The 24,965-nt window shown below is 60.7% G+C and carries 21 protein-coding genes and 1 tRNA gene; 7 read left to right on the top strand and 15 right to left on the bottom strand.

The annotated features are described in order from the left end of the window. Nucleotides 1-43 precede the first annotated feature (43 nt). Nucleotides 44-1,207, bottom strand: a complete 1,164-nt coding sequence (locus ACU5AY_RS18015; RefSeq protein ID WP_446827227.1) for a M20 aminoacylase family protein — start codon at nucleotides 1,205-1,207, stop codon at nucleotides 44-46. A gap of 309 nt (nucleotides 1,208-1,516) precedes the next feature. Between ACU5AY_RS18015 and ACU5AY_RS18010 the strand changes: the two genes are divergently transcribed. The 3 genes from ACU5AY_RS18010 (at nucleotide 1,517) to ACU5AY_RS18000 (ending at nucleotide 5,216) form a co-directional block, all read left to right on the top strand. Continuing rightward, nucleotides 1,517-3,223 carry a peptide ABC transporter substrate-binding protein gene (locus ACU5AY_RS18010; protein WP_446827226.1) on the top strand — a complete coding sequence of 569 codons (1,707 nt, stop codon included), beginning with the start codon at nucleotides 1,517-1,519 and terminating at the stop codon, nucleotides 3,221-3,223. A 78-nt stretch (nucleotides 3,224-3,301) separates the two neighbouring features. After that, entirely contained in the window at nucleotides 3,302-4,312 is a 1,011-nt protein-coding gene (locus ACU5AY_RS18005; protein ID WP_446822427.1) for an ABC transporter permease, read from the top strand. Continuing rightward, a complete protein-coding gene (locus ACU5AY_RS18000; RefSeq protein ID WP_446827225.1) occupies nucleotides 4,305-5,216 on the top strand; it encodes an ABC transporter permease in 912 nt (303 codons plus the stop codon). Before ACU5AY_RS18005 ends, ACU5AY_RS18000 begins: the two co-directional genes overlap by 8 nt. 89 nt (nucleotides 5,217-5,305) lie before the next feature. On the opposite strand, the gene ACU5AY_RS17995 is transcribed toward ACU5AY_RS18000, so the two are convergent. From ACU5AY_RS17995 to ACU5AY_RS17985, 3 genes are all read right to left on the bottom strand, one after another. After that, entirely contained in the window at nucleotides 5,306-7,021 is a 1,716-nt protein-coding gene (locus ACU5AY_RS17995) for a thiamine pyrophosphate-dependent enzyme (protein ID WP_446827224.1), read from the bottom strand. Nucleotides 7,022-7,030: 9 nt separating this feature from the next. After that, the gene (locus ACU5AY_RS17990) at nucleotides 7,031-8,680 is read right to left on the bottom strand and encodes an FMN-binding glutamate synthase family protein (protein WP_446827223.1); all 1,650 of its coding nucleotides are present in this window, start codon (nucleotides 8,678-8,680) and stop codon (nucleotides 7,031-7,033) included. Nucleotides 8,681-8,903: 223 nt separating this feature from the next. Beyond that, entirely contained in the window at nucleotides 8,904-10,526 is a 1,623-nt protein-coding gene (locus ACU5AY_RS17985) for an ABC-F family ATP-binding cassette domain-containing protein (protein ID WP_446827222.1), read from the bottom strand. 166 nt (nucleotides 10,527-10,692) lie between these two features. Between ACU5AY_RS17985 and ACU5AY_RS17980 the strand changes: the two genes are divergently transcribed. Further along, on the top strand, nucleotides 10,693-11,211 hold the full coding sequence (locus ACU5AY_RS17980; protein ID WP_446827221.1) for a hypothetical protein: 519 nt from the start codon (nucleotides 10,693-10,695) through the stop codon (nucleotides 11,209-11,211). A gap of 21 nt (nucleotides 11,212-11,232) precedes the next feature. Here the strand turns inward: ACU5AY_RS17980 and ACU5AY_RS17975 are convergent, their stop codons facing one another. Further along, nucleotides 11,233-12,780, bottom strand: a complete 1,548-nt coding sequence (locus tag ACU5AY_RS17975) for a trimethylamine methyltransferase family protein (protein WP_446827220.1) — start codon at nucleotides 12,778-12,780, stop codon at nucleotides 11,233-11,235. A 90-nt stretch (nucleotides 12,781-12,870) separates the two neighbouring features. Here ACU5AY_RS17975 and ACU5AY_RS17970 point away from each other — a divergent pair, with 90 nt between their 5' ends. Then, nucleotides 12,871-13,800, top strand: a complete 930-nt coding sequence (locus ACU5AY_RS17970) for a LysR substrate-binding domain-containing protein (RefSeq protein WP_446827219.1) — start codon at nucleotides 12,871-12,873, stop codon at nucleotides 13,798-13,800. A 152-nt stretch (nucleotides 13,801-13,952) separates the two neighbouring features. Further along, nucleotides 13,953-14,924 carry a GGDEF domain-containing protein gene (locus tag ACU5AY_RS17965; protein WP_446827218.1) on the top strand — a complete coding sequence of 324 codons (972 nt, stop codon included), beginning with the start codon at nucleotides 13,953-13,955 and terminating at the stop codon, nucleotides 14,922-14,924. A 16-nt stretch (nucleotides 14,925-14,940) separates the two neighbouring features. Here ACU5AY_RS17965 and ACU5AY_RS17960 read toward each other — a convergent pair whose 3' ends face one another. Next, on the bottom strand, nucleotides 14,941-15,303 hold the full coding sequence (locus tag ACU5AY_RS17960; protein ID WP_446829055.1) for a hypothetical protein: 363 nt from the start codon (nucleotides 15,301-15,303) through the stop codon (nucleotides 14,941-14,943). 293 nt (nucleotides 15,304-15,596) lie between these two features. Here ACU5AY_RS17960 and ACU5AY_RS17955 point away from each other — a divergent pair, with 293 nt between their 5' ends. Next, nucleotides 15,597-16,625 (top strand): tyrosine-type recombinase/integrase, encoded by a 1,029-nt coding sequence (locus ACU5AY_RS17955; protein ID WP_446829054.1) that lies wholly within the window; start codon nucleotides 15,597-15,599, stop codon nucleotides 16,623-16,625. Nucleotides 16,626-16,633: 8 nt separating this feature from the next. On the opposite strand, the gene ACU5AY_RS17950 is transcribed toward ACU5AY_RS17955, so the two are convergent. The 9 genes from ACU5AY_RS17950 to ACU5AY_RS17910 all read right to left on the bottom strand — a co-directional run bounded on the left by ACU5AY_RS17950 (nucleotide 16,634) and on the right by ACU5AY_RS17910 (nucleotide 24,846). Continuing rightward, the gene (locus tag ACU5AY_RS17950; RefSeq protein ID WP_446827217.1) at nucleotides 16,634-17,590 is read right to left on the bottom strand and encodes an aldose epimerase family protein; all 957 of its coding nucleotides are present in this window, start codon (nucleotides 17,588-17,590) and stop codon (nucleotides 16,634-16,636) included. Between the two features lie 217 nt (nucleotides 17,591-17,807). Next, nucleotides 17,808-18,578: an SDR family oxidoreductase gene (locus ACU5AY_RS17945; RefSeq protein WP_446827216.1), complete on the bottom strand. Its 771-nt coding sequence runs from the start codon at nucleotides 18,576-18,578 to the stop codon at nucleotides 17,808-17,810. Further along, complete coding sequence (locus ACU5AY_RS17940; RefSeq protein ID WP_446827215.1) at nucleotides 18,575-19,570, bottom strand: ABC transporter permease; 996 nt, start codon at nucleotides 19,568-19,570, stop codon at nucleotides 18,575-18,577. Before ACU5AY_RS17940 ends, ACU5AY_RS17945 begins: the two co-directional genes overlap by 4 nt. Nucleotides 19,571-19,632: 62 nt before the next feature. Then, nucleotides 19,633-20,622: a sugar ABC transporter substrate-binding protein gene (locus tag ACU5AY_RS17935; protein ID WP_446827214.1), complete on the bottom strand. Its 990-nt coding sequence runs from the start codon at nucleotides 20,620-20,622 to the stop codon at nucleotides 19,633-19,635. Between the two features lie 87 nt (nucleotides 20,623-20,709). Continuing rightward, nucleotides 20,710-21,477 carry an ATP-binding cassette domain-containing protein gene (locus ACU5AY_RS17930; protein WP_446827213.1) on the bottom strand — a complete coding sequence of 256 codons (768 nt, stop codon included), beginning with the start codon at nucleotides 21,475-21,477 and terminating at the stop codon, nucleotides 20,710-20,712. After that, nucleotides 21,449-22,612: an ROK family transcriptional regulator gene (locus ACU5AY_RS17925; protein WP_446827212.1), complete on the bottom strand. Its 1,164-nt coding sequence runs from the start codon at nucleotides 22,610-22,612 to the stop codon at nucleotides 21,449-21,451. The genes ACU5AY_RS17930 and ACU5AY_RS17925 overlap by 29 nt, the downstream gene beginning before the upstream one ends. 446 nt (nucleotides 22,613-23,058) lie before the next feature. Then, nucleotides 23,059-23,337 carry a hypothetical protein gene (locus ACU5AY_RS17920; RefSeq protein ID WP_446827211.1) on the bottom strand — a complete coding sequence of 93 codons (279 nt, stop codon included), beginning with the start codon at nucleotides 23,335-23,337 and terminating at the stop codon, nucleotides 23,059-23,061. A gap of 173 nt (nucleotides 23,338-23,510) precedes the next feature. Then, nucleotides 23,511-23,600: transfer RNA gene (locus ACU5AY_RS17915), tRNA-Ser, on the bottom strand. A 112-nt stretch (nucleotides 23,601-23,712) separates the two neighbouring features. Beyond that, nucleotides 23,713-24,846 carry a Fic family protein gene (locus tag ACU5AY_RS17910; RefSeq protein WP_446827210.1) on the bottom strand — a complete coding sequence of 378 codons (1,134 nt, stop codon included), beginning with the start codon at nucleotides 24,844-24,846 and terminating at the stop codon, nucleotides 23,713-23,715. Nucleotides 24,847-24,965 lie beyond the last annotated feature (119 nt).

Below are 24,965 nucleotides of genomic sequence, written 5' to 3'. Positions count from 1 at the left end.
TTTCCCCTTATAGTATCGACCTTTTCGGCCTTTTGATTGAGCGTCAGGCAGCAAGAGCCGTTTCGGCGAGCGTCACCCAGTAGCTGATGCCGTACGGGATCGCCTCGTCGTTGAAATCGTAGGATGAATGATGAAGGATCGGCGTGTCACCATTGCCGATGAAGACAAAGGCGCCCGGCCGGCTTTCCAGCATGTAGGAGAAGTCCTCGGCGCCCATCAACGGCGCGACCTCGTCCTCGACTGCGGCAGCTCCGGCAACGTTGCGGGCGACGGAGACGACGAAATCGGTTTCGCGGTCATGGTTGACGGTGACGGGGTAGCCGCGGCGGTAATCCACCTTGGCACTACCGCCATAAATGGCTGCGGTCGCCGTTGCCACTTCCTCGATCCGGGTCGCTGCGAATTCGCGGACTTCCGGCGATAGCGTGCGGACCGTACCCGACAATTTCACCTCGTTCGGAATGACGTTGTAGGCGTCGCCGCCGCGCAGCATGGTGACGGAAATGACCAGCGATTCCAGCGGATCCGTCTGGCGCGACACCAACGACTGCAGGGCGATGATGACATGGGCGGCAATGGCGACCGGATCGATCGTCTTGTGCGGCGTCGAGGCATGGCCGCCCCTGCCGATGACGGTGATGTCGAAGGTGTCGGCCGCCGCCATGATCGAACCCTTTCGGGTAGTGAACTGACCAACCGGCAGGCCGGGCATGTTGTGCATGCCGTAGACTTCGCTGATAGCGAACTTCTCCATCATGCCGTCCTTGACCATGGCGAGGCCGCCGCCACCGCCCTCTTCGGCAGGCTGGAAGATGACGGCAACGGAACCCTTGAAATTGCGCGTCTCGGCGAGGTACTGGGCGGCACCGAGCAGCATTGCCGTATGCCCGTCATGCCCGCAGGCATGCATCTTGCCGGGTGTGTTCGACGCCCATGGCACGCCGCTGGTCTCACTGATCGGCAACGCATCCATGTCGGCGCGCAGGCCGACGGTCGGCCCCTCTCCGTGGCGGCCCTTGATCAGGCCGACGACACCGGTGCGGCCGATACCAGTCTCCACCACATCGCAGCCAAACTCCTTGAGCTTCTCAGCAACGAAGGCCGACGTCTTGACCACGTCGTAAAGCAATTCGGGGTTCTGGTGGATGTGGCGACGCCAGCCGGAAACCTCTTCCAGCATGTCCGTGGCGCGATTGATCAAAGGCATTTTCAGTTCCCGTTCGTTATAAAAATGGATGTTTGAGCGGGATATTGCACAGCCGTAAACAGGTTTTGCAAGGTGCAATTTTCTTTCTTGAATGGAAAATAGGAGCGTGCTTAGATGCCAGCGATTTTAGTGGGGCTGTTGGCACAACCCTGTCAAACGCTTGAGGAGACTCACAAATATCTTTCTGCCGCCCGTTGGGAAAAACCCATAATTATCAACGACTAAAATAGGGCGCGCCAAGACATTCCAGGTCTGAAAATCATCAAGACCTGGCTGCTCTCATGACAAAAACACAAGGGGAATAGTGTTATGAAGAAACTGAAGGCTCTCATGGCCGGTACGGCTCTGGCAGTGTCCGTTCTCGGCGGCGTCGCGCATGCGGCACGCGGCACGGACGGCGATCTGAAGATCATTTTCTGGCAGGCCGTTTCGACCATGAACCCGTATCTTTCGGGAGGAACGAAGGAAGTCTACGCGGCGTCCATGGTCATCGAACCGCTGGCCCGCTACGACGAGAAGGGCAATCTCGTTCCGATGATCGCCGCGGAAATTCCGACCGTGGAAAACGGCGGCGTGGCGTCCGACCTCAAGAGCATGACCTGGAAGCTGAAGCCTGACCTGAAATGGTCGGATGGCTCGCCGGTCACGGCTGACGATGCCGTCTTCACCTGGAAATATTGCACGGCGCCGGATGGCGGCTGCGCCCAGGGCGCCTATTTCGAAGGCGTGAGCAATGTCGAGGCCGTCGATCCGCAGACGGTCAAGATCACCTTCTCGGAAGCCAAGCCTTATCCGTACAGCGCCTTCGTCGGCGCCCAGTCGCCGATCATCCAGGCAGCACAGTTCAAGGACTGCATGGGCATCAAGGCACCGGAATGCACGGACGCCAACTTCCATCCGATCGGCACCGGCCCGTTCGTCGTCAAGGACTTCAAGCCGAACGACGTCGTGACCTTCGAAGCCAATCCAAACTATCGCGACGCTGAAAAGCCGGCCTTCGCGACCGCCACGCTGAAAGGCGGCGGCGACGCTGCTTCGGCTGCACGTTCCGTTCTGGAAACGGGCGAGTTCGATTACGCCTGGAACATGCAGGTCGAGCCGGAAATCCTCGACCAGATGATGCAGGCCGGCAAGGGCCATCTCGAAACCGCCTTCGGCACACAGGTCGAGCGTATTGACATCAACCACTACAACCCGGATCCCGCGCTCGGCGACAAGCGTTCGACCAAGGAAGCCGGTCCGCATCCGTCTCTAGCCGATCCCGCCGTCGACCGGGCACTTTCGCTCGCCATCGACCGCGAAGTGCTGGTTGAAGCCGGCTACGGCGCTGCCGGCAAGCCGACCTGCAACATTCTGCCGGCTCCGGAAATCTATGCTTCGACCGATGTCGACTGGTGCCTCAAGCAGGACATCGAAGGCGCCAAGAAGCTTCTCGACGATGCCGGCTGGAAGCCCGGCCCGGATGGCGTGCGCGTCAAGGACGGCGTTCGCCTCTCCTACCTCTTCCAGACCTCGACCAACTCCGTCCGTCAGGGCAGCCAGGCCCTGATCAAGGATTGGTGGAACCAGATCGGCGTCGAAACCGAACTGCGCAACATCTCCGCCAACGTCTTCTTCGGCGGCGACCCGGCATCTCCGGACACCTTCCAGAAGTTCTATGCCGACGTGCAGATGTACACCAACAACTTCGACGGAACCGATCCTGAGAAGTACATGGCGAGCTGGATGTGCGACAAGATCCCGGGCCCGGCCAACGGCTGGCAGGGCGAAAACATCGTTCGCTACTGCAATCCGGAATATGATGCGTTGGTGAAGGAACTCGGCAAGACCGCAAAGCTCGAAGAGCGCGCGACGATTGCCAAGAAGCTCAACGACATGCTGACGAACGAGTTCGCGCAGATCCCGCTGATCCACCGCGGTCAGGTCTCCGCGGTCAGCAACACGCTCGAAGGCGTGCGCATGAGTGGCTGGGATTCCGAGCTTTGGAACGTGGCCGATTGGTCCCGCAAGAAGTAATCCGCTTTGCCGGACCCGGGCAGATCGCCCGGGTCCGGCCCTTGCATGAAGCGGTAATGCGGACCGGAGCAAATTCCCATGTTTAATTACACGCTGCGTCGATTGTTCTTCGCAATTCCGACGCTGCTCGTCATAAGTTTGATTATCTTCGCCCTGCTCGATCTGGCGCCTGCCGATCCCCTGAGCGACCTTCCCCTGACCATTCCACCGGAAGTTCGCGAGCAGATCAGGAACGCGCTCGGCCTCGATCAGCCCTTCCTCATCCGATACCTGAAATGGCTGCACCAGTTCTTCGTCAACGAGCCGCTCAACATCCTGCAGCAGACGACAGGCATCGTGATCGGTGATCCGCATCGGCTGCGGATCCTGTCCTGGGCGACCAGGAGCCCGGTTGTCGACCTGATCGTGCAGCGCATGCCGCAGACCCTGTGGGTGGTCGGCCTGTCCTATGTTTTCGGCATCATGCTGGCGATTCCGATCGGCGTCATCTCCGCCTACAAGCAGTATTCGATCTTCGACCAGATCGGCACCTTCGTCTCGATGGTCGGCTATTCGGTGCCGACCTTCTTCACCGGCGTTCTCTTCATCGTCATCTTCAGTTCCACCCTGCAATGGTTCCCGTCCGTCTACGACACGACGCTTTCCGTGACAGACTGGTCATCCTTCGTCGCGCAAGTGAAGCAGATGGTGCTGCCGGTGACGGTGCTGACCCTCTACAACACGTCGCAGATCAGCCGTTTCGTCCGCGCCTCGATGCTGGAAAACCTGCATCAGGACTATGTGCGCACGGCACGCGCCAAGGGCGTGAAGGAAAAGACGGTGCTTCTGGTGCATGTGCTGCGCAACAGCCTGATTCCGGTCGTGACCGTCATCGCCCTAGGCGTGCCGACGATCTTTTCCGGCGCCATCATCACCGAGCAGATCTTCCGCGTGAACGGTCTCGGCCAGCTGCTGATCACCGCGATACAGGGCGCCGACCTGCCGCTGGTGCAAACGCTCACCTTCATCTTCGCCGTCCTGATCGTGCTCTTCAACCTGATCGCGGACGTGCTCTACGGCATTCTTGACCCGAGGATCCGCTATGACTGACATCGCCCAGCCAGCCCTGCCGGAAAAGCGCCGGAGCGCGCTCGGCGACCTCTGGCACCGCTTTCGCCGCCACAAGGGCGGAGCGGTCGGCCTGTTCACCTTCCTCTTCATCCTGGCGGTCGTCTATCTCGGGCCGCTGGTCCACACCGTGGATCCGAACAAGCTGGACATTCGCGCCAAGAACCAGAGTCCCTCGCTTCTCCATCCCTTCGGAACGGACAATCTCGGCCACGACATGCTGGCGCAGGTCATGGCCGGCGGGAAGGTGTCGCTCGCGGTCGGCATAACCGCCATGCTGCTTGCAATCGTCATCGGCACCTTTGTCGGTGTCCTTGCCGGTTACATCAAATGGCTGGACGGTCCGCTGATGCGGTTGACCGACCTGTTTCTGGCCCTGCCGCTCTTGCCGCTGCTGCTCGTCGTCATCATGCTCTTTCGCGATACTCTGCGCTCGGCCTTCGGCCCGACCACCGGCATCTTCATCCTGATCGTCTTCGTGATCGGGATCACCAGCTGGATGCATACGGCCAGAATTGTGCGCGGCGATGTGCTGGCGATCAAAAACCAGGAGTTCATCCTGGCGGCCAAGAGCGGCGGCACGCGGGAATACAACATCATCCTGCGCCACCTGCTGCCGAACGTGATGAGCTCCATCATGGTCTCGGCGACGCTCGGCATCGCCTCGGCGATCATCACGGAATCGGCGCTGAGCTTCCTCGGGCTCGGCTTCCCGTCCGACTATCCGACCTGGGGCCGGCTTCTGTTTGACGGTTCGCCCTTCCTGCAGATCACCCCGGCCCGCGTCTTCTGGCCGGGCCTGGCGATCTCGCTGACGGTACTAAGCATCAACTATGTCGGCGATGCGCTGCGCGACGCACTGGATCCGCGTTCGTCCCGTCACTGATCGCGGCAGGCACTCCATTGGAAAGGGCGGCGCCTTATCGGACGTCGCCCTTTCGCTTTTGTGGGAAGCCCCAGCAACCGGCGCCGTGCTTACCGCAGGAAATTGTCGCGCAGCAGCGATATCACCTCGTCGGTGCGCCCGTTGAGAACGGCCTTGGCACCGAAGAGCGCGGTCGAGGCGACCTGTCCGAACTCGACCTTCGGCGGCATGATGAGCTCCATCCGGTTCACCTTGACGTCGAGAAGCGCCGGACCGTCATGGGCGAGGAAGCGCTCCATCGCCGGCCTGAGATCGGAGGCGCGATCCACCCGGTGGCCCCAGAAGCCGCAAACCTCCGCCAGCCGGGCAAAATCAGGGTTCTTCAGTTCCGTGAAGGCATCGAGCATGCCCTCCACCCGCTGCTCCATTTCCACGAAGCCGAGCGAACCGTTGTTGTAGACCAGAAGCTTGACCGGGAGTTTCTCCTGCACGAGCGTCAGCAGATCGCCCATCAGCATCGTCATGCCGCCGTCACCGCAAAGCGCCACCACCTGCCGCCCGGGATAGGCCGCGGCAATTCCCATCGCCTGCGGATAGGCGTTCGCCATCGTGCCGTGCAGAAGGCTCGTTAGGAACCGGCGCCGGCCATTGGCCGTCAGGTGCCTCAGGCTCCAGAGCATGGGGCTGCCGCCATCGGCGGTGAAGGCCGCGTCCTCGTCCGCAAGCTCATCGAGCATCTGCGTCACGAATTGCGGATGGATGAGGCTGTCGTCCTTTTCCTCCGCGGAGGCGGCGTAGGCATCCCGATCCTCCTTCCATTGCTCGAGAGCTGCATCGAGATGCTTGCCGCCCGGCCGCTGCTCTATCATCGGCAGTAAGGCGTCGATCGTCGCACCGACATCGCCGACCAAGCCGAGATCGACCGGCGTGCGCTTGCCGATATTGTCCGTCGAAATGTCGACCTGAGCGATCTTCGCCTTCTCCGGATAGAATTGCGAATAGGCGAAATCCGTGCCGAGACACAGGAGCAGGTCGCAGCTGCCGATGGCGTCCATGCCGGCGCGGTTGCCGAGAATGCCGGTCATCCCGACATTATGCGGATTGTTCGGCTCGATGAACTCCTTCGATCGGGTGGTATGAACGACCGGCGCGCCGATCTTTTCGGCAAGCGCCACCACCTGGTCATGCGCGTGGCGGGCGCCAATGCCCGCATAGATCGTCACCTTCTCATGCTCGCCGATCAGCCGGGCCAGCGCGCCGAGCTCATCGTCGCTCGGCCGGATTACGGGCCGTGGCCGGTTGACGGCCCAAGGCGTCTCGTCGGCAACCTTTTCCTTGAACATGTCGCCATTGACGATGATCACCGCCACGCCCTTGCGATTGAGGGCCGCCTGCGCCGCCATGGCGGTGATCCGCCGGGCCTGGTCGGGATGGGAGATCGGCTTGCAGAAGACGGAGGCCTGCTCGTAGATCCGCTGCTGGTCGACCTCCTGCGGAAAGCCGAACCCGACCTCCTGCCGGTCGATGTTGGAGGCGATCAGGACCACCGGTGCGCCGTTACGGTGGCTTTCGAAGATGCCGTTGACGAAATGCAGGCTGCCCGGACCGGTCGTCCCGGCGCAGACCGCGAGTTCGCCCGTCATGTAGGCCTCGCCGCCGGCGGCAAACGCGCCGGTCTCCTCATGGCGCACATGCACCCATCGAAGATCGGACGAATGAATGGCATCGACGAAGTGATTGATCGTGTCGCCGACAATCCCGTAGCAGCGCTCGGCTCCTGCCTTCAGAAGCGTGTCGACGATGACCTCGGATACGGTTTTTGACATGGGATACTCCTAGACGACGGCCTGCTGGCTGCCTTTTTTGGCGCGGACGCTCTCCAGATCGGTCCGCGGTTTGAAACTTTCCGGCGTCGCGGCCTGCCACCAGTCCGCATAGACCGTGTCCTCCGGTGCATCGAGCAGCACACCTTCCGGCAGGAAGGGATAGATCAGGTCCATGGTCTCGGCCTTCTCCGGCCCGACCCGGTGCATGACGTGATGCGGCGACAGTTCGCGCGGATGTTCGAGGCCGGCGGCAGCGATCATGTCGGCCAGCGAATCGAGTGTCTTGGCGTGGAAGCGCGCGGCTCGCTCGGCCTGTACCTCCGGCACCAGCGCCCGCATTCGCGAGGGATCCTGCGTCGTCACGCCGGTGGGACAGGTGCCGAGATGACAGCGCTGCGCCTGGATGCAGCCGACGGAGAACATGAAGGCGCGGGCCGCGTTGCACCAGTCGGCCCCGATCGCCATGTTGTAGGCGAGCCCCATGCCGGAATAGACCTTGCCGGAGGCGGCGAGCTTGATCTTCGGCTTTAGCCCGGCCCCGACCAGCGCGTTGCGCATCAGGATCAACCCTTCCTTCAGCGGCATGCCGACCCAGTCGGAAAGCTCCAGCGGCGCGGCACCCGTGCCTCCCTCGGCACCGTCGACGACGATGAATTCCGGCGTGATGCCGGTCTTCAGGATCGCCTTGACGATGGCGAAGACCTCATGCGGCTGGCCGACACAGAGTTTCAGCCCCACCGGCTTGCCGCCGGAAAGCTCGCGCATGCGGGCGGCAAACTCGAGCATCTCGATCGGCGTGGAAAAGGCCGTATGACCGCGCGGCGACAGCGCATCCTGATGAACCGGGATCTGCCGGATGCGGGCGATCTCCTCGGTCACCTTGGCGGCCGGCAGCAGGCCTCCATGGCCGGGCTTCGCACCTTGGCTGAGCTTGATTTCCGTCATCTTCACGTTGTCGCGCTGCGCACCGTCGCGAAACTTCCCGGCGTCGAAATGCCCGTCCTTGTCGCGCGCGCCGAAATAGGCCGAGCCCAGTTCCCAGACGAGGTCGCCGCCATGCTTCAAGTGATAGTCGCTGACACCACCCTCGCCGGTGTCGTGATAGAAGCCGCCCTTCTTCGCCGCCATGTTGAGCGCCTCGACCGCATTCGCGGACAATGCGCCGAAGCTCATGGCCGAGATGTTCAGGATCGAAGCGTCGTAGGGTTTGCGCGTCTGGTCGTTGCCGACATGGACCCGCGGCGAACGATCCGGATTTTCGGCCGGCGCGATGGAGTGCGACAGCCAGTGATAGGTGCTGGCGTCGGTGTCGCGCTCGGTGCCGAAGGGATGCGTGTCGGTGACCCCGCGTGCCCGGGCATGGACGAGATTGCGCGCCTCGAAGGAAAACGGCGTTCCGTTGAGATCGTCCTCGACGATATAGGCGCGCAGAAAGGGGCGAAGATCATAGAAGAACCAGCGCAGGCGCCCGGCAACGGGATAGTTTCTGGTAATGGTCCAGCGTGTCTGAAAGAAATCGTAGAGCCCGAGCACCACGAGCCCGACAGCCGGCACCAGAAGCAGGAACCACCAGACATTCCGCGCCATCAGGAAAAGACAGAGGATGGAGATGATGAAAGCGGTGATGGGAATGATGGTGCGGCGTATGAACCCTACCATATGAGTTTGTCCTCCTTCGGTTGCGACCGTTAGGGAGAACACTTGGGACTCCGATCACCCAAGTCCAGCGGGCGCGCGGCATTTAGGCCGAGGCCGGGGAACGACAAAGGGTCGCAAGGCTGTGCGTCTCGAAAGCCAAAGCCGCCCGCAGCCGATCGATCCCGTCAGGCCGGGACTTAGCCAGACAAGCCCCATCTTGCCGGCTCGAAACCGGCCGCGGCGCTCAGGAATGCAGCCCCGGCGCTTCCTGGCCGGTGCGCTCGACATATTCCGTATATCCGCCGCCGTACTGATGGATGCCATCCGGCGTCAGCTCCAGCACGCGGTTGGAAAGAGCAGCGAGGAAGTGGCGGTCGTGGGACACGAAGAGCATGGTTCCCTCGAATGAGGACAGCGCCTTGATCAGCATTTCCTTGGTGTCGAGGTCGAGGTGGTTGGTCGGTTCGTCGAGCACGAGGAAGTTCGGCGGGTCGAACAGCATAGCCGCCATCACCAGCCGCGCCTTCTCGCCGCCCGACAGCACCCGGCAGCGCTTTTCGACATCGTCGCCGGAAAAGCCGAAGCAGCCGGAAAGCGCCCTGAGCGGCGCCTGGCCGGCCTTCGGGAAGCGTTCCTCCAGCCATTGCAGGATGGTCAGGTCGCCATCGAGCAGGTCCATCGAATGTTGCGCGAAATAGCCGAGCTTGACGCTGGCGCCGAGCGTCACGACACCCTTGTCCGGCTCGGCCGTGCCGGTGACGAGCTTCAGGAGCGTCGACTTGCCGGCGCCGTTGACGCCCATGATGCACCAGCGCTCGCGGCGGCGGACCATGAAGTCGAGCCCGTCATAGATCGTCCGGCTGCCATAGGCCTTGTGCACGCCCTTGAGGTTGACCACGTCCTCGCCCGAACGCGGTGCCGGCAGGAAGTCGAACGCCACCGTCTGGCGCCGGCGCGGCGGCTCGACGCGGTCGATCTTTTCCAGCTTCTTGACCCGGCTCTGCACCTGGGCTGCATGCGAGGCGCGCGCCTTGAAGCGCTCGATGAACTTGATCTCCTTGGCCAGCATCGCCTGCTGGCGCTCGAACTGGGCCTGCTGCTGCTTCTCGTTCTGCGCCCGCTGCCCCTCGTAGAATTCATAGTCGCCCGAATAGCTGGTCAGCGACCCGGCATCGATCTCGATGATCTTGGTGACGATGCGGTTCATGAACTCGCGGTCATGCGAGGTCATCATCAGCGCGCCGTCATAGTTCTTCAGGAACGCCTCCAGCCAGATCAGGCTTTCGATGTCGAGATGGTTCGACGGTTCGTCGAGCAGCATGACATCGGGACGCATCAAGAGGATGCGGGCCAGCGCCACGCGCATCTTCCAGCCACCGGAGAGCTTGCCGACGTCACCATCCATCATTTCCTGGCTGAAGCTCAGGCCCGCCAGCACTTCGCGAGCCCGTCCTTCCAGCGCATAACCGTCGAGCTCCTCGTAGCGCGCCTGCACCTCGCCGTAGCGTTCGATGATGGTGTCCATCTCGTCCATGCGGTCGGGATCGGACATCGCAGCCTCGAGATCGCGCAGCTCGGCCGCCACTTCGCTGACGGGCCCTGCGCCTTCCATGACCTCGGCAGCCGCCGAACGGCCGGCCATCTCGCCGACATCCTGGTTGAAGTAGCCGATGGTGATGCCCTTTTCGGCGGAAACCTGCCCCTCGTCCGGCAGCTCCTCCCCGGTGATCATCCGGAACAGCGTCGTCTTGCCGGCACCGTTCGGACCGACAAGGCCGATCTTCTCGCCACGGTTCAGGGCGGCCGACGCCTCGATGTAGAGAATGCGATGGCTGTTGGACTTGCTGATGTTTTCGATGCGGATCATGGAAGCGATGGCCTTGAGGAAAATCGCGCCCCCTATGGCACGGCCCGCCGGCAAAGTCACCTGCCGAACGCCGTTCAGGGTCGTGCCGGCCTTGAAGGCGCGGAGTTTGCGGTGGCGGTTCGACGGCGACGCCGCTATGAGGAGGCCGCAAGCATCAGGAGAGCGGATGTCCCCGAAGCCGAAACGCGGCCGCGCCGACTACAAGAAGCGGCTCAAGAAGGAATTCCCGGAGATCCACGAGGATCTGCGCGCCGGAAAATATGCAAGCGTCGCGGACGCCGCCATTGCCGCAGGCATCAAGAAGCGGCGCGACCGGCTGGACGATCTGAAGGCCGCCTGGACAAAAGCGAGCCGCGGCGAACAGGACGACTTCCTGACATGGCTCGGTGGCATAGCCATGCAGCAGCCGCAGCCGCCGGGAAAAGCGGCAATGCCGTCCTCGCCGAGCTTTGTCGGTCCCCGCGCCTCCGCGATCGCCGCAGGCCGATATCTGCTGCCGCATGCGGCGGCGCGGGTCGAGAGCATCATGATCCGCCGAAAGATGAAGCCTGCCGACATCATGGCGGAAATGGGCTTCGACAGGCGCGACACCACGCTCGCCCGGGCGCTGATCCACGGCTCGAGCCTGCGGCTTGCCGTCATTGCCGCGCTGGAAACATGGCTTGCCGAGAACGACAAACCCTAGCGGGCGGGGAAGAAACGCCCGTCAGTACCACGCATCCGGCAGAGCCGTCTTCTTGCGGGTGACGAAATCCAGGAGCGCCTCGTCGACGGCCTCGTCGAGCGGCGGCGCCTCGTATTCGGCGAGCATCTTCTTCCATTGCCGGTTGGCGCGCGTCCCCATGTCCGTCGATCCGCCTTCCTGGCTCCATTTTTCGAACGGCTCGTTGTCCGAAAGACCGGAATCCCAGAATGCTGTCTGGTAGTTGCGCATCGTATGGGCGGAGCCGAGGAAATGACTTCCAGGCCCGACTTCCGTGAAGGCGTCCATGGCCAGCGTATTGTCATCGACCACGACGCCGGCGAGATAGGAGTGCAGCGCGCCGCAGAAGTCGGCGTCCATGACGAACTTCTCGTAGGACATCGAGAGAAGCCCGTCGAGAAAGCCGGCCGAATGCAGGATGAAGTTGGCGCCGCAATGGACCGCCGACAGCATCGACATCACGCCCTCCTGCATCGCCTGTGCATCCGGCAGCTTCGAATTTGAAAAGTTGCCGGCACAGCGCATCGGCAGGCCGAGGCGACGGCAGAGCTGGCCGATCACCATCGAGCCGATCGCCGGCTCCGGCGTACCGAAGGTCGGCGATCCCGAACGCAGAGACATCGAGGACAGGAAATTGCCGAAGATCACCGGCGCGCCCTTGCGCTCCAGCTGCGTGAGCGCACAGCCGGCCATCGTCTCCGCATAGGATTGCGCGATCGCTCCGGCATTCGTGACCGGCCCCATCGCTCCGCCAAGGATGAAGGGAACGATGACGGCGGCCTGGTTCGCTCGTGCATAGGCCCTGAGCGATTTCGTCATCGTGCCATCCCAGACGAGCGGCGAATTGACGTTCACATTGCCGAGGATCACGCAATTGCGGTCGACGAAATCGGCCCCGAAGAGAATGCGCGCCATCGCGATCGAATCCTCGGCGCGGTCCTCCGCGGTGATCGATCCCATGAACGGACGGTCCGAATAGCGCATGTGGCTGTAGACCATGTCGAGGTGGCGCTTGTTGACCGGCAGGTCCACCGGCTCGCAAATCGTGCCGCCGGAATGATGCAGCCAGGGGCTCGATTGCGCCAGCTTGATGAAATTGCGGAAATCCTCGATCGTGCCGTATCGCCGCCCCTTGTCGAGATCCATGACGAAGGGCGACCCATAGGCCGGCGAGAAGACGACATTGCTGCCGCCGATCCTGACCGACTTTTCCGGATTGCGCGCATGCTGGGTGAACTCGATCGGCGCGCTCGCAAGAATCTCCTTCAGCATGCCGGGTTCGAAGCGGACGAGAACGCCCTCGACCCTGGCGCCGGCGTCACGCCAGAGATCGAGCGTCGCCGGGTCGTCTCGAAATTCGATACCGACCTCGCTCAAGATGCGGTCGGCCGTACCCTCGATGCGAAGAAGGCTTTCCTCGCCGAGAATGTCATAGGTCGGAATATTGCGGACGATATAGGGAACACCCTTGATCTTCGCGGAACTGTCCCGCCGCACGCCGCGCCCCGCTGGTCGCGGCCGTCTTTCGATGGTGATGTCTGCGGCGTCCATTGGCGATCTCCCATAAATTTGAATTAGAGTATCGAGACACGGATGACCTGTAATCTTGGAAATTTCTTTTCCTTCCTATAAGATATAATTATGGAAAATCTTCGTGGCCTGCTGCCTTCCGCGTCCCGTCTCATCCTCTTCGAGGCCGCCGCCCGGCATCTGAATTTCAGCCGTGCTGCCAAGGAACTGGGCGTGAGCCAGGCCGCCGTCTCGCAGGCGGTGCGGGCACTGGAGGACGATCTCGGCGTCCAGCTTTTTCTGCGGGTTCACCGCGCCGTGGAACTGACCGATCCCGGCGAGCGCCTGTTCATCGACGTATCCACCGGCATGGGCCGCATCCAGAAGACGGTCGAGGACATCCGCCAGAAGAGCCGGGATGCGAGCGTGACGATCGCCGCATCGAGCGCCTTTGCCTCGATGTGGATGCTGCCGCGCCTGGAACGGTTCCGCGAGGACCTGCCGAACATCGACCTGCGGATCCAGACGAGTGTGCGCGACCTTGATCTCGTCAACGAACCCGTGCCTCTTGCCGTGCGCGGCGGTCGCCCCGAGGACTGGCCGCACTATCATGCCGCTCCGATCGCCTCGGAAGTGATCAACGCGGTGGCAAGCCCCGCCTTCGTGGAGAAGAACGGCATCGACGACAGCCTGGAAACGCTTGCCCGCCAAAGGCTGATCTGGCTGGACGAGCCGGTGCGCACAGCGCTCGACTGGCCTCAATGGTTTGCCGCCGGCGGCTTCGCCCTGCCCCGCCAGGCCCGCAGGCTGGTCATCAATGACTATGTGCTCGTCATCCAGGCGGTGCTGGCCGGCCAGGGGGTGGCGCTCGGCTGGCGCCACCTGATCGAACCGCAGATGGAAGCCGGCCTGCTGCAGCCGGTCACCACGCATGTGGTCCATACCGGCGCCGCCTTTTACGTGGTCTGGCCCCGCACCCGTGAACTCAGCCAGCGTGCCCGCGCGGTGCGCGACTGGCTGATCGCCGACGGCGAGCGCAACCGGGAAGCGCCATCTCCTTGAAGTCGAAGATCAAAACCCTTGCAGCAGATCCGGCGCGGGCCGGATTGCGAATTGTCAGTTTTTTCCTGTTGCCAGGACAGACGGAAACGCAACAGCAACGTTTTGTCCTTACGCTCTGATCCATCAGCGCTATAAAGCGTAGGGGGAAACAGGTGTCGAAAACGTTGCAAACAACGGCGCGGCTGCACAGGATGCGTCCGGACAGGCAGACCGCCAATGCGACCCCTTCGGCCCAGTTCGACCATCTGCAGGCGCTGTTCGACAAGTCGTTCAAGGCGGCCCGCATCGGCATCTGGGAATGCAGCCTGCCGGACGAGGTCCTCACCTGGACCGACACGGTCTACGAACTGTTCGACCTGGAGCCGCAATGCGCGCTCAGCCGCGATGACATCGTCGCGCTCTACACGGAAGAATCCCGTAGGAAGCTCTCGGAAGTCCGCAGCGCCACGATCGCCGGCGGCGACAGCTTCACGCTTGATGCCGAGATCATCACCGCGACCGGCAATCGCCGCTGGATCAGGATCACCGCGATCGTCGAGCGTGTCGACGGCAGCCCTGTCCGCCTCTTCGGCATGAAGCAGGACATCACCGCCGAGAAGGCGATGATCGACCACATTCGCCATCTGGCGGAAGTCGATACCGTCACCGGGCTCGCCTCGCGCGCGAAATTCGAGGCCGTGTTCGAAGATGTCTACGCCGCCGCGGCCGAGGTTCCGCATGCGCTGCTGCTGATCGACCTCGACGGTTTCAAGGCGGTCAACGACCGTCTCGGCCACCAGGCGGGAGACGCGTGCCTGAAGGAAGCCGGAAACCGCCTCACCGCGGCCCTGCCGGACGCGACGCTGGTCAGCCGGCTTGGCGGCGACGAATTCGCCGTCCTCCATCCATGCCGCTCCCCCGACTGTCTCGAACAGCTCGGCGAGCGCATCGTCGAGGGCATGCAATGGCATCTCGGCATCGGCAATCTGACGATCACCAGCTCGGTCGGCGGCGCGCCGGTCAATGGCGAGATCGAGCCGAAGGACGTCTTCTCACGCGCCGACCGTGCCCTCTATGCCGCCAAGGGCGAGGGCAAGAACTCCTTCAAGCTCTTCGAGACCGGCCAGCACGATCGCAGACGCTGAAGCGGTCGCGTTAGCCTCAGGCTTCGGCCGTCTCCCGCACGTCATCGAGGAGAAAATGCACGACCACATAGGAGGTCGTGTAATACTTCCCGCTGTCGGAGACGCTCTCGACACTGCCGCCGTCGGACGGATGCCAGTTGCTGTAATGCGGGTTGTTGGTGATCAGCGTGATCGCCTTGCCCGAAAACCGTCCGCCAAGCCGGTAGCGCGCCTCGGCAAGCGGCCAGATCTTCTCGAAGTCCTGCTGGCTGATGCGGACCTTCAAGGCCTTGCGCGTGATTGCCTTGCCCGGCGAACCATCCTCCTGCGCCACCGCCGGAATATGAAGCTCGACCTCTTCCGCGTCATCCAGCAGAAAGGCGTATTCGTCTGGCCACATCCGTCTCACGTATCACTCCTCCCAAAGCTGTCCGTCTTTTGACAGGGCGATTGTAACGGGAATGTTGCAGGAGGCAATGCGGATAAGAGGCGAATTTGAGGGCGGAGCTGTGGCGAATGAGGCGGTGGTTGGATGCGCATGGAGGGGTGCCAAGGAGCATCCCGGCACAACCAAGCCCCGGTTGGGTCGTGTATGAAGCTTGCTCATTCTCATCCAATATAGTTTGATGAGAGCGGTGACCTGCTGCCGAAAACGGTCGCAATCCGTACTCTGCTCCGTCTCTCAGCACGGCTCTGGATGAGCATACGCAGCCTTCCGGGTTGTCAGTGGCGGCGGCGGCGCATCTGGCGCCGCTGGTGGAGCGGGCGCGCGGCTATGTCGAAGCATCGAGTTCGGCGAATACCCGACGCGCCTACACGGCCGACTGGAAGCATTTTTCGGGATGGTGCCGGCGCCAGGGGCTCTCTCCCCTCCCCCCGGATCCCGAGACCGTCGGGCTCTACATCACGGCGCTCGCCGCCGGTGAAGCCGCTCCCAGAGCGAAGGCAAGCTCGGTTGCCACGATCGAGCGGCGCCTGTCGGCCATATCCTGGAACTACACGCAGCGCGGTCTGCTGCTCGACCGTCGCGACCGCCACATCGCCACAGTACTCGCCGGCATCCGCAACCGCCACGCCGCACTCCCGCGCCAGAAAGAAGCGATCCTGCCTGAGGAGCTGATCGCCATGGTCGAGACGCTGGACCGGGGCACGCTCAGGGGCCTGCGCGATCGCGCCATGCTGCTCATCGGCTTTGCCGGCGGCCTGCGCCGTTCGGAAATCGTCGCGCTCGATTGCGGCCGCGACCAGACGCCGGATGGCGCCGGCTGGATCGAGATCTTCGACAAGGGACTGCTGGTGACGCTGCGCGGCAAGACCGGCTGGCGCGAGGTGGAGATCGGCCGCGGCTCCTCCGATCTCACCTGCCCCGTCCATGCCGTCGAGACCTGGCTGAAGCTCGGCAGGATCGCTCACGGCCCCCTCTTCCGCCGCGTGCGCGCCAGGGGCAAGGAGGTCGGGACGGAACGCCTGAAGGATCAGGAAATCGCCCGGCTCGTCAAGAAAACCGTGCTCGCCGCCGGCATTCGCGGCGATCTGCCGGAGGCCGAGCGTGTCAGGCTCTTCTCCGGCCATTCATTGCGCGCAGGTCTCGCCTCTTCCGCCGAGGTGGACGAACGCTACGTCCAGAAGCAACTCGGCCACACGTCCGCCGAGATGACCCGCCGCTACCAGCGCCGGCGCGATCGCTTCCGGGTCAACCTCACCAAGGCCGCTGGGCTCTAACTTAACGTTCAGAAGCCGGAAAAGCGCCACTCGATGCGATGACGATAGGTTTCTCCCGGTCGTAGGACCGCGCTAGGATAGGTCGGCTCGTTGGGCGCATTGGGATATGTCTGCGGTTCCAATGCAATTGCGCCGTTCACGACCATCTCTGAGTAAGGCGCGACCAATTCGCTGGAAAAATGATTTGCTGTGTAGAGCTGAATGGCGGGTTCCGTTGTCCACACCTCCATGACGTGCCCCGTCTCGGGTTCTCGCACACGTGCTCCCAGATGCAGACTACCGCGACCTGCATCCAGACAAAAACTGTGATCATAGGGCATGGCGATCGGGCGCATTGCGCGGAAGTCGAAAATCGTTCCATCCACAGCCTCAGGCGCACCCAGCGGAATCAACCGTTCATCGACTGCAGAATAGTACGAAGCGGGGATTTCTATCTCATGCCCCAGCGCATTACCCTTGCCCTTGAGGTTCCAATAGGCGTGATGAGTCAGGTTGACAATGGTGGGCTTGTCAGTCCGAGCGGTCATTTCCAGCCAGAATGTCTTTTCTGAAAAGCCATAGATGGCGACAACATCGAGGTTGCCCGGATAGCCCATCTCGCCATCGCGCGATGTCAGCCGAAAGGTCAGTGTCTGCTCCCCGCTTTCGACCTCCCAGTCGCGCAGGGCAAAGCTTTGCGGTCCGCCGTGCAGGGAACTCGAACCGTGATTGGCAGGCAGTCTGTAACGGACGCCGTCGAGCTCAAAAATCGCGTCTGCAATCCGGTTGGCAAAGCGGCCGCAAATCGTGCCGCCCCAGGTGTCGCCATTCGGTTGGGCAGCGTCCTGGGCAGTGGCCATGACGATTTGTGTGCTGCCGCCTTTGCTGTCGGGAATATCGAGCCGCAACAGTCGCGCACCGCTCGGGGCGAATTCGGCACGCAGTCCGCTTGATCCTTCCAACACCAGATTCGCGCGGTTAGTCATTTCCATTTCCCATTGTCCTCGTCTTTGATCAACCTGACGCAGCAGGTGTACCTGGTAAATTGCAGCAGCCTGCGGTCATATTCGGGTTCGCGGCATGATGGCCGATCGCTCGCCCACGGAGCGAGCGTCTGATACCAATGCGATCAGGAATGTGTCTATGCCAACGGCGATTGCGCGCCGTCGGCATGTTGATGTGGGATATGATCGGAATCTAGCTTTAGGGAGGCAGGAGCCTGAAATCGGCACCCTCAGGCAGCAATTGTCCGCCGTCTACGACAATAGTGGTTCCTGTCACGTAGCTGGCATCGTCAGACGCCAGGAACAGGAAAGCATTGGCGACATCACGGGGAGAGCCTAGACGTCCGAGCGGGATTGCGACCTCCATATTTTCGATAAACGCAGCGCTACGGTGCAACTGGATTGCTTCGGTCAGGATGTTGCCAGGCTCGACACCATTGACCGTGATGCCATAGGAGGAGAATTCCAGCGCTGCCGAACGGATGAAACCGTTGATGCCGGCCTTGCTGGCGGCATAGTGTCCATGGCCAGGGCTGGTCACATGCGGTCCGGTAATCGAAGACGTGAAGAGAATCCGTCCCGAGCCCTGTTTTTTCATTGGCGTCAGGGCTGCGCGTGCGGCGTTGAAGCAGCCGCGCAAGTTGATGGCCAGCACCCGGTCCCAATCCTCAGGCGTCGTGTCCTCGATCAGCTGCCAAGGATAGATACCTGCATTCTGTACAATCGAATCGAGCCTGCCGTGCCGCTTGAGCACGAAATCGACAGCCGCGACCGCGTCGTCCATTTTTGAGATGTCGGTCATGACGAAGTCGGCACCGATTTCTTCGGCGGCAAGGCGGCCAGCCTCTTCCTCGAAATCGGCGATGACGACCTTGGCCCCTTCTTCCTTGAAACGCACGGCCACAGCCTTGCCGATCCCGCGGCATGCACCAATGACCAGTGCGACTTTGTCTTTCAATCTTTCTGTCATGCGAGCCTCTGGTGGAGCCTTTGTTTGAATGTGTCGAGAAGAACGGCCGCAAGCACCAGCAGGCCATGAATGACCTGGGTGTAGGTTGCCGGCAGGCCCATGAGATTGATGGCGGTGTTGATGGCCGAGAGCAGCAGCACGCCGGCATAGACGCCGGGCAATGCTCCGACCCCGCCCTTGAGGCTGACGCCACCAATCACGACGGCGGCAAAGGCGTTGAACAGCAGACCGACGCCGAGATTGGCTGTAGCGCCCGAAGTGCGCACCGAAAGCAGCCAGCCCGCCAGACCAGCAATGGCACCAGCCATGACGAAGGCGATGATCAGATTGCGCCTGACGGGAATGCCCGCGCGGAAGGCCGCGGTTTCATTGCCGCCGATCATGATCAGATGGCGGCCGAAGGGCGTCTTTTCCATCATGATCGAGAAAATGAGGAAGCAGGCAATCGCGATCCAGGCCGACAGCGGAATGCCGAAAAGGCGTTCGATGGCGAACCAGCGGATGGCCGGAGCAAGATCCTGCGCGGAACGTCCGCCCGAAACGGCAAGTACAAGACCGCGGACCCAGATGAAGGAGGCGAGCGTGATGATGAAGGCGCTCATCTTCAGCTTTACGACGAGAATGCCGTTCAGAAAGCCGATCAGCGCGCCAATGGCGCACGCAACGGCCAGAGAGACAGGTACCATCAACCATTCAGGCGACAGCTTGTAACCAAGACCGATGCCTGCAGAGCAGAAAAGGATGCTGACGGCCATCGCCCCCAAGGCGGCAACCGACTCGACCGAAAGGTCCATGTGCCCGGTGATGATAACGATGGCAAGGCCAATCGACATGACGCCGAGAACGCTCGAGGCTTCGATGATATTAGCGAAAATACCGAGTTGGAAATAGTTCGGAATCAGGGCTGAGAACAATGCAAGCACGACAATGAGCATGAACCAGACAAGATTATTGAGGATGAATTCAAGAGTTTTGCGTGTTCCAGGAGTCATACGGCAAATCCGGATTGGAGGAGGAAAAGGCCGGGGCCGCCAGGACCCCGGTGGAAAAGCCGTCACTTGACGGACTGGATGGCGCCTGTCGGCGGCTTCAGGTTGCCCCAGAAGGCAGGATTGTCGACATTGGCTTTGGTGATTGCAGTACCAGGGATTTTGATGTTCGGTCCCCAGCTTTCGTTTGTCAGGACGCCCTTGAGGCCGATGACGTCATATTCGCCGGGCTTGATTTCCTGCTTTGCGACGATCTTGTCCATGAACATGGCAATGGCGGCAGCCTGAGCATAAAGGGGCTGTTCCACTTCGACATTCAGCCAACCCTTGCGGATCAGGTCGAGACCCACGGGGGCACCGTTCGAGCTCATCATCATGATGTCACCGGGCTTCTTGCCAGCCGATTCAAGAGAGGCGGCCGCTGCGACCGAAAGACTGGCAGCATGCAGGAAGATCAGGTCGATGTCGGGGTTGGACTGCAGCTGGTCGGCAACGATCGTTCCGGCATTGCTTGCTTCCCACTGCAGGGCGGGTAGCGAGATGATCTTGACGTCGGGAAAGGCCTTCATCTTCTCCTCGAAGCCCTTCTGGATGTCGAGCGTGTAGGGATCGCCAGGATCGCCGAGAACCTGAAGGATCTTGCCGCTTACAGCCCCATTTCGGTCCTTAAGCATGGCCTCGGCCTGTTCGGCAGCGATATGGCCGATTTCGACAGTGCCTGCGACTGAGGTGAAGTCGGACGGGGTCGAGGTGATCTGACGGTCAAACTCTATGACCGGGATGCCGGCGGCACGAGCCGATTCAATGGAAGGCTTCAACGCGTTAAAATCGACCGCGGCAAGAATGATCGCTGTGGGTTTCAGCGCGATGACGTCATTCATCTGCGATTGTTGTGCTTCTGTCTTGTTGTCGGCGTTGAGTGTTGTCAGGTCATAGCCAACCTGCTTCAGGAACATGCCCAAGGCGCTGACCGAGCCGGTCTGGAACTCATCGTTCAAGGTAGGCACTAGATAGTAGACCATGCCCTTGGTCTGAGCGGCTACCGTTGTGATCATGGATAGGCCGAGCAACAAGCTGCCCAGCAAGATCATCACTATTCGTCTCATTATCATTTTCTCCAGTTTAGGCCGGTTCCCTTTTCATTATTTGCTCGCCGATCCGGCTCCGGCGAGTGTTTGCCCTGTGATCATCTCGATCACGGCATCTGCGTTTGTCTTGCTGCATTCGACATCGCCGGCGACAACGCCTTGGCGGATGACGACGATACGATCTGCGACCTGGAAGGCCTGCTGCATGATGTGGGTGATGATGACGACACCGATGCCTTGATTGGCGACATGGCGGATCATTTCCAGCCCACGCCGCGTCTGTTCGACGCCAAGCGCGGCAAAAGGTTCGTCAAGCAGGATCAGCTTGCCGCCCCAGTGAACGAAACGGTTCAGTTCGATGGCCTGGCGTTGACCACCCGACAGATGTTCGACCTTACCGCGCATGGAGGGAATACGGGTGCCGGCATTGGCGAGGGCCTTGCTTGTGACCTCCTCCATCGCTCGCTCATCGAGAAAGGGGATGCCGGCGATCTTGCGGGTGATTTCGCGGCCCATGAAAAAATTGCCGACCACGTCGATATTGGTGCAGAGCGAAAGATCCTGATAAACGGTTTCGATGCCGGCGGCCTTGGCTTCGGCAGGCGTGTTTGCCTGATACTCCTTGCCCTCGAAAATCATGCGCCCGGACGTCGCTTTCTGCCCACCGGAAATGATCTTGACCAGGGTAGATTTTCCGGCGCCGTTGTCGCCCAGAAGAGCCACGACCTCGCCCTTGCCAATGGAGAAACTGATGCCCTTGAGGGCCTCGATTGCTCCGAAGCTCATGCGTATGTTATCCAGGACGAGTAGTTTCTCGTTCATTGGCATTCCCCTTTTCTTGTGATTCAAACATTTGCCCGTGTCGTGGCGACAGGATCCCGAAGACCGCGAGCGCGGCCGCACCGCGAAGCGCAGAATGTTGACAGTCGCTAGCCGCGACGACGCGTGGATGGATGCGGTTGGCGCGCGCGGACACCGAACTGTCGAGCCCCTCGACCAGCGTTGTCAGTCGCTCGATCAGGGATTGCGGCGCCAGGCCCCCTATCACAACGGTTTGCGGATCAAACAGATTTTCGATCGTTCGGATCGCATGGCGGAACATTGGCGCGACCTCACAGACCCATTCGGCCTCTGAGAGACCGCGCCTTTTGAAGGCATCAAGCGACAGATAGCGTTCGAGGCAGCCGTGGTTTCCGCAAGGGCACGGCTCTCCATTGGGTATCGCGGGAATATGGCCGATTTCTCCGGCATTGCCCCATGCGCCGCGCATCACCATGCCATCGCTCATCATGGCTCCACCAAGACCGACGCTGAAAAACAGGTAGTAGTAATCGGAAAACTGCTGGCCAAGGCCGTAAAGCTGTTCGCCAAGAGCCGCAGCAGCCATATCGTTCTCAATGAAAACCGGCAGATCTGTCGCTGCAGCAAGGCGCTGGGGAATATCAACATTCTTCCAGCCCGTCATCGTTGTCGGGCCAACGAAACTCATGGATTCCACGTCGAAAGGACCCGGCAATGCCAGGCCCGCGCCAAGAAGCCGGCCACGCAGCGGGCTGGCCTTGAGTTCGCTGACTATGTCGCTGATCAGACCGAAGGCTTCATCAGGTGTGGGATTGGAGGCGTCGCGCCGGCGGCTTTCAACGACATCGCCACGCAAATTTACCAGAGCGGCCTCTATGCCGAGCGGCGTTAGGTGGATGCCGACAGCATGGCCGCCTTCCGGATTGATGGTCAGCTTTGACGGCGGAATGCCGCGGCCCTTCGGCTCTTCCCGGACGGAAAGGGTGAGCCCCTGCTCCTCCAACTCACGCACGATGGTCGATACGGTCTGGACCGTCAGTCCAACGCGGGCGGCAATGTCGCCGCGCGTCGTCGGACCATAAAGGCGAATCGATTCAAGCACGATACGCCTGTTGAAGGGCCGTCCCGATTCCTGATTGGTTCCGCGCAAAGTCATTTGAATTTCTCCTGATGAGGGCAAGATTGCCACCGCATCGCTATTTCGTCAAATGGTTTTCAAAAATAAATGGAGCGGATCTTTGCGCAATGGCGCATATGGATATCAACAGCCTAGACGTTGAAACTATTCAGTCGGCGATCAGCCGAGAGCGAAGTGTGGCCATGCCTGCTTGCGCCGCATCTGATGTCCGGGCAGCTCAGACGGCGGAGCCCGCCTGAGTAAAGATTTCAAGGGCATTCAGTCGCGTACAGATGCCCCTCTACCCGACTTCTCGAACCGAGCTTTCCCCTATGCTTCGACGTTGTCCAGCCTGATCGTCTACGGATAAACCACCACCGGGCAATCCCGTTGCACGATTTAGACGAACTCTTCACCCCGATCATTGAACCGAAGATCAGTGGTCGTTGCAAAGCAGGAATGGGTATTGACGATGGTCAGAATACTCAGTGAACTGCTGTCAGGCTTTCCGACACCACGTTAAGCCAGCCCACCTTTTTCAAATTCCATGGAGCAAAAAATCCGCTTTCATCCGCTTCAGCTTCAATAGGATAGCGGGGACGCACACTAGAGACGTTCACAAACGATCGTTTATCGTTATCCGCCGCATTCGGAAATCGGCTCCAAGATCGACGATCTGCCAGGGTGTTGTCAGGTTTATTTGCTCGCCAAGAGCAGGCCGCATCTGACGGATTTTCTGGCAACCCATGCAGCATCTTTTTCAAACATCGAATTCTGAGTGCCGATGAGGCGACATGTTTCCGCAGCAGATAATACCGGTGATGAAGCCAGTCACACTGCGCGTACAAAACAGCCAAGAAAATGTGGGGTCAATTGGGGGCGTTAGCCATATCCAACTGATCATGTAATTGAACTTTATGGAAAAGTTTTATTGAGTTGGCGGAGAGGGGGGGATTCGAACCCCCGATACGGTTGCCCGTATGCCGCATTTCGAGTGCGGTGCTTTCGACCTCTCAGCCACCTCTCCGCGTGATTTGGTCGACGCATTGCTGCGCGGGCTTTCACATAGCGACAGTTGATCTAGCTGGCTCGTCCGGAAACTGGACAGACCAGCCCGGAGGCTGTGGCCGAGATGTGCCTCAGTCTCGAACAATTTGCAGCAACGGTTCGAAGCTGTAGAGCGCCGGTCGACGCCCGGCTGCCGGCTCTAGTGTGCGGATCAGCTCACTCTCGACCAGAATGCGTGTGAAACGGTGTGCCGTGGTCTCGGGAATGCCAGACCGGCTGGTAAAAATATTGTTGCGGAACACCGGGCGTGAAAACAAGAAGTCGAGCGCTGCCGTAGCCCATTGAGAGCTGAGAAGCTGAGGAAACTCTTTTTTTAGCTCTTCATAGAGGTCTCGGATCCGCTCGGCTGTCGTCAGGTTCTTCTGGGCTTGTGCCTCCAGGGCCTCAAGAAAGAACACAGTCCATTCTGTCCACGCGCCAGACTTCGAAACCTCCCTCATTCGGTCGATATATTCATCGCGGCGATCCTCAAAGTAGCTACTGATGTAAAAATGGGGTGCCGAGATCGCACCAGACTGCCAGAGCATCAACGTGATAAGCATCCGACCGATGCGGCCATTACCGTCCTTGAATGGATGCAGCGCCTCAAATTCGAGATGAGCGAGCGCCGTCTTGATAAGGATTTGCCATTCTTCGGACTGGATGAAGGCGAATAGTCGCTCCATCCCGTCGTTGAGCTGTTCGGGGCGCATCGGCACGAACAAGACTTTTCGCCTTGTCCTGTCGGCTAGATAATTCTGCTCACTCTTGAATTCGCCTGGCGACAACTGCGCACCTCGCCCGAAACCAAGAAGCACCTTGTGTGCGCTCTTGATCAGAAAGCTCGATAACGGGGCACCTTGTTCCATAGCTCGCTGGGCAGCGGTCAAGGCTCGGCTATAGAGGAAGACTTCTACGGCCTCATTGCGGTAGTTGCCGCTGGCGACATCCTCATTGTCTTCTTGGTCGGCCTCGTAGCGCAGAACCTCGTCGAGCGTGCTAACGGTGCCCTCCATACGCGATGAGACGACGGCTTCCTGGTTTCGCAGAGGAGCGAGCAGGATTTCGCTGTTATGCATTCCCTTGAGCATCTGGTCATACCGTGCCAGCGCCGCGGACGCCGAAGCAATCGGCATAATCAGCTGATTTGCATCCATATTTGAAGGCGGGAACTGATCGTAATGATAGGTCACGGCTTCGCTGAGATCGAGACTAGGGCGGTTCATGACATTTGGTCCAGTTGTGCAACTTTAACTTAAAGCCTGACCGCGCCGGTATGACACAACGACCAATTGACTGTCAAAATATCTATTTTTTGAGAGACAAAATCATTTGAGTTCCGCCT

Source organism: Rhizobium sp. PAMB 3174 (assembly GCF_052908375.1).
The sequence above is the reverse complement of the archived record's forward strand: the minus strand, read 5'-3'. Positions and strand labels throughout refer to the sequence as shown.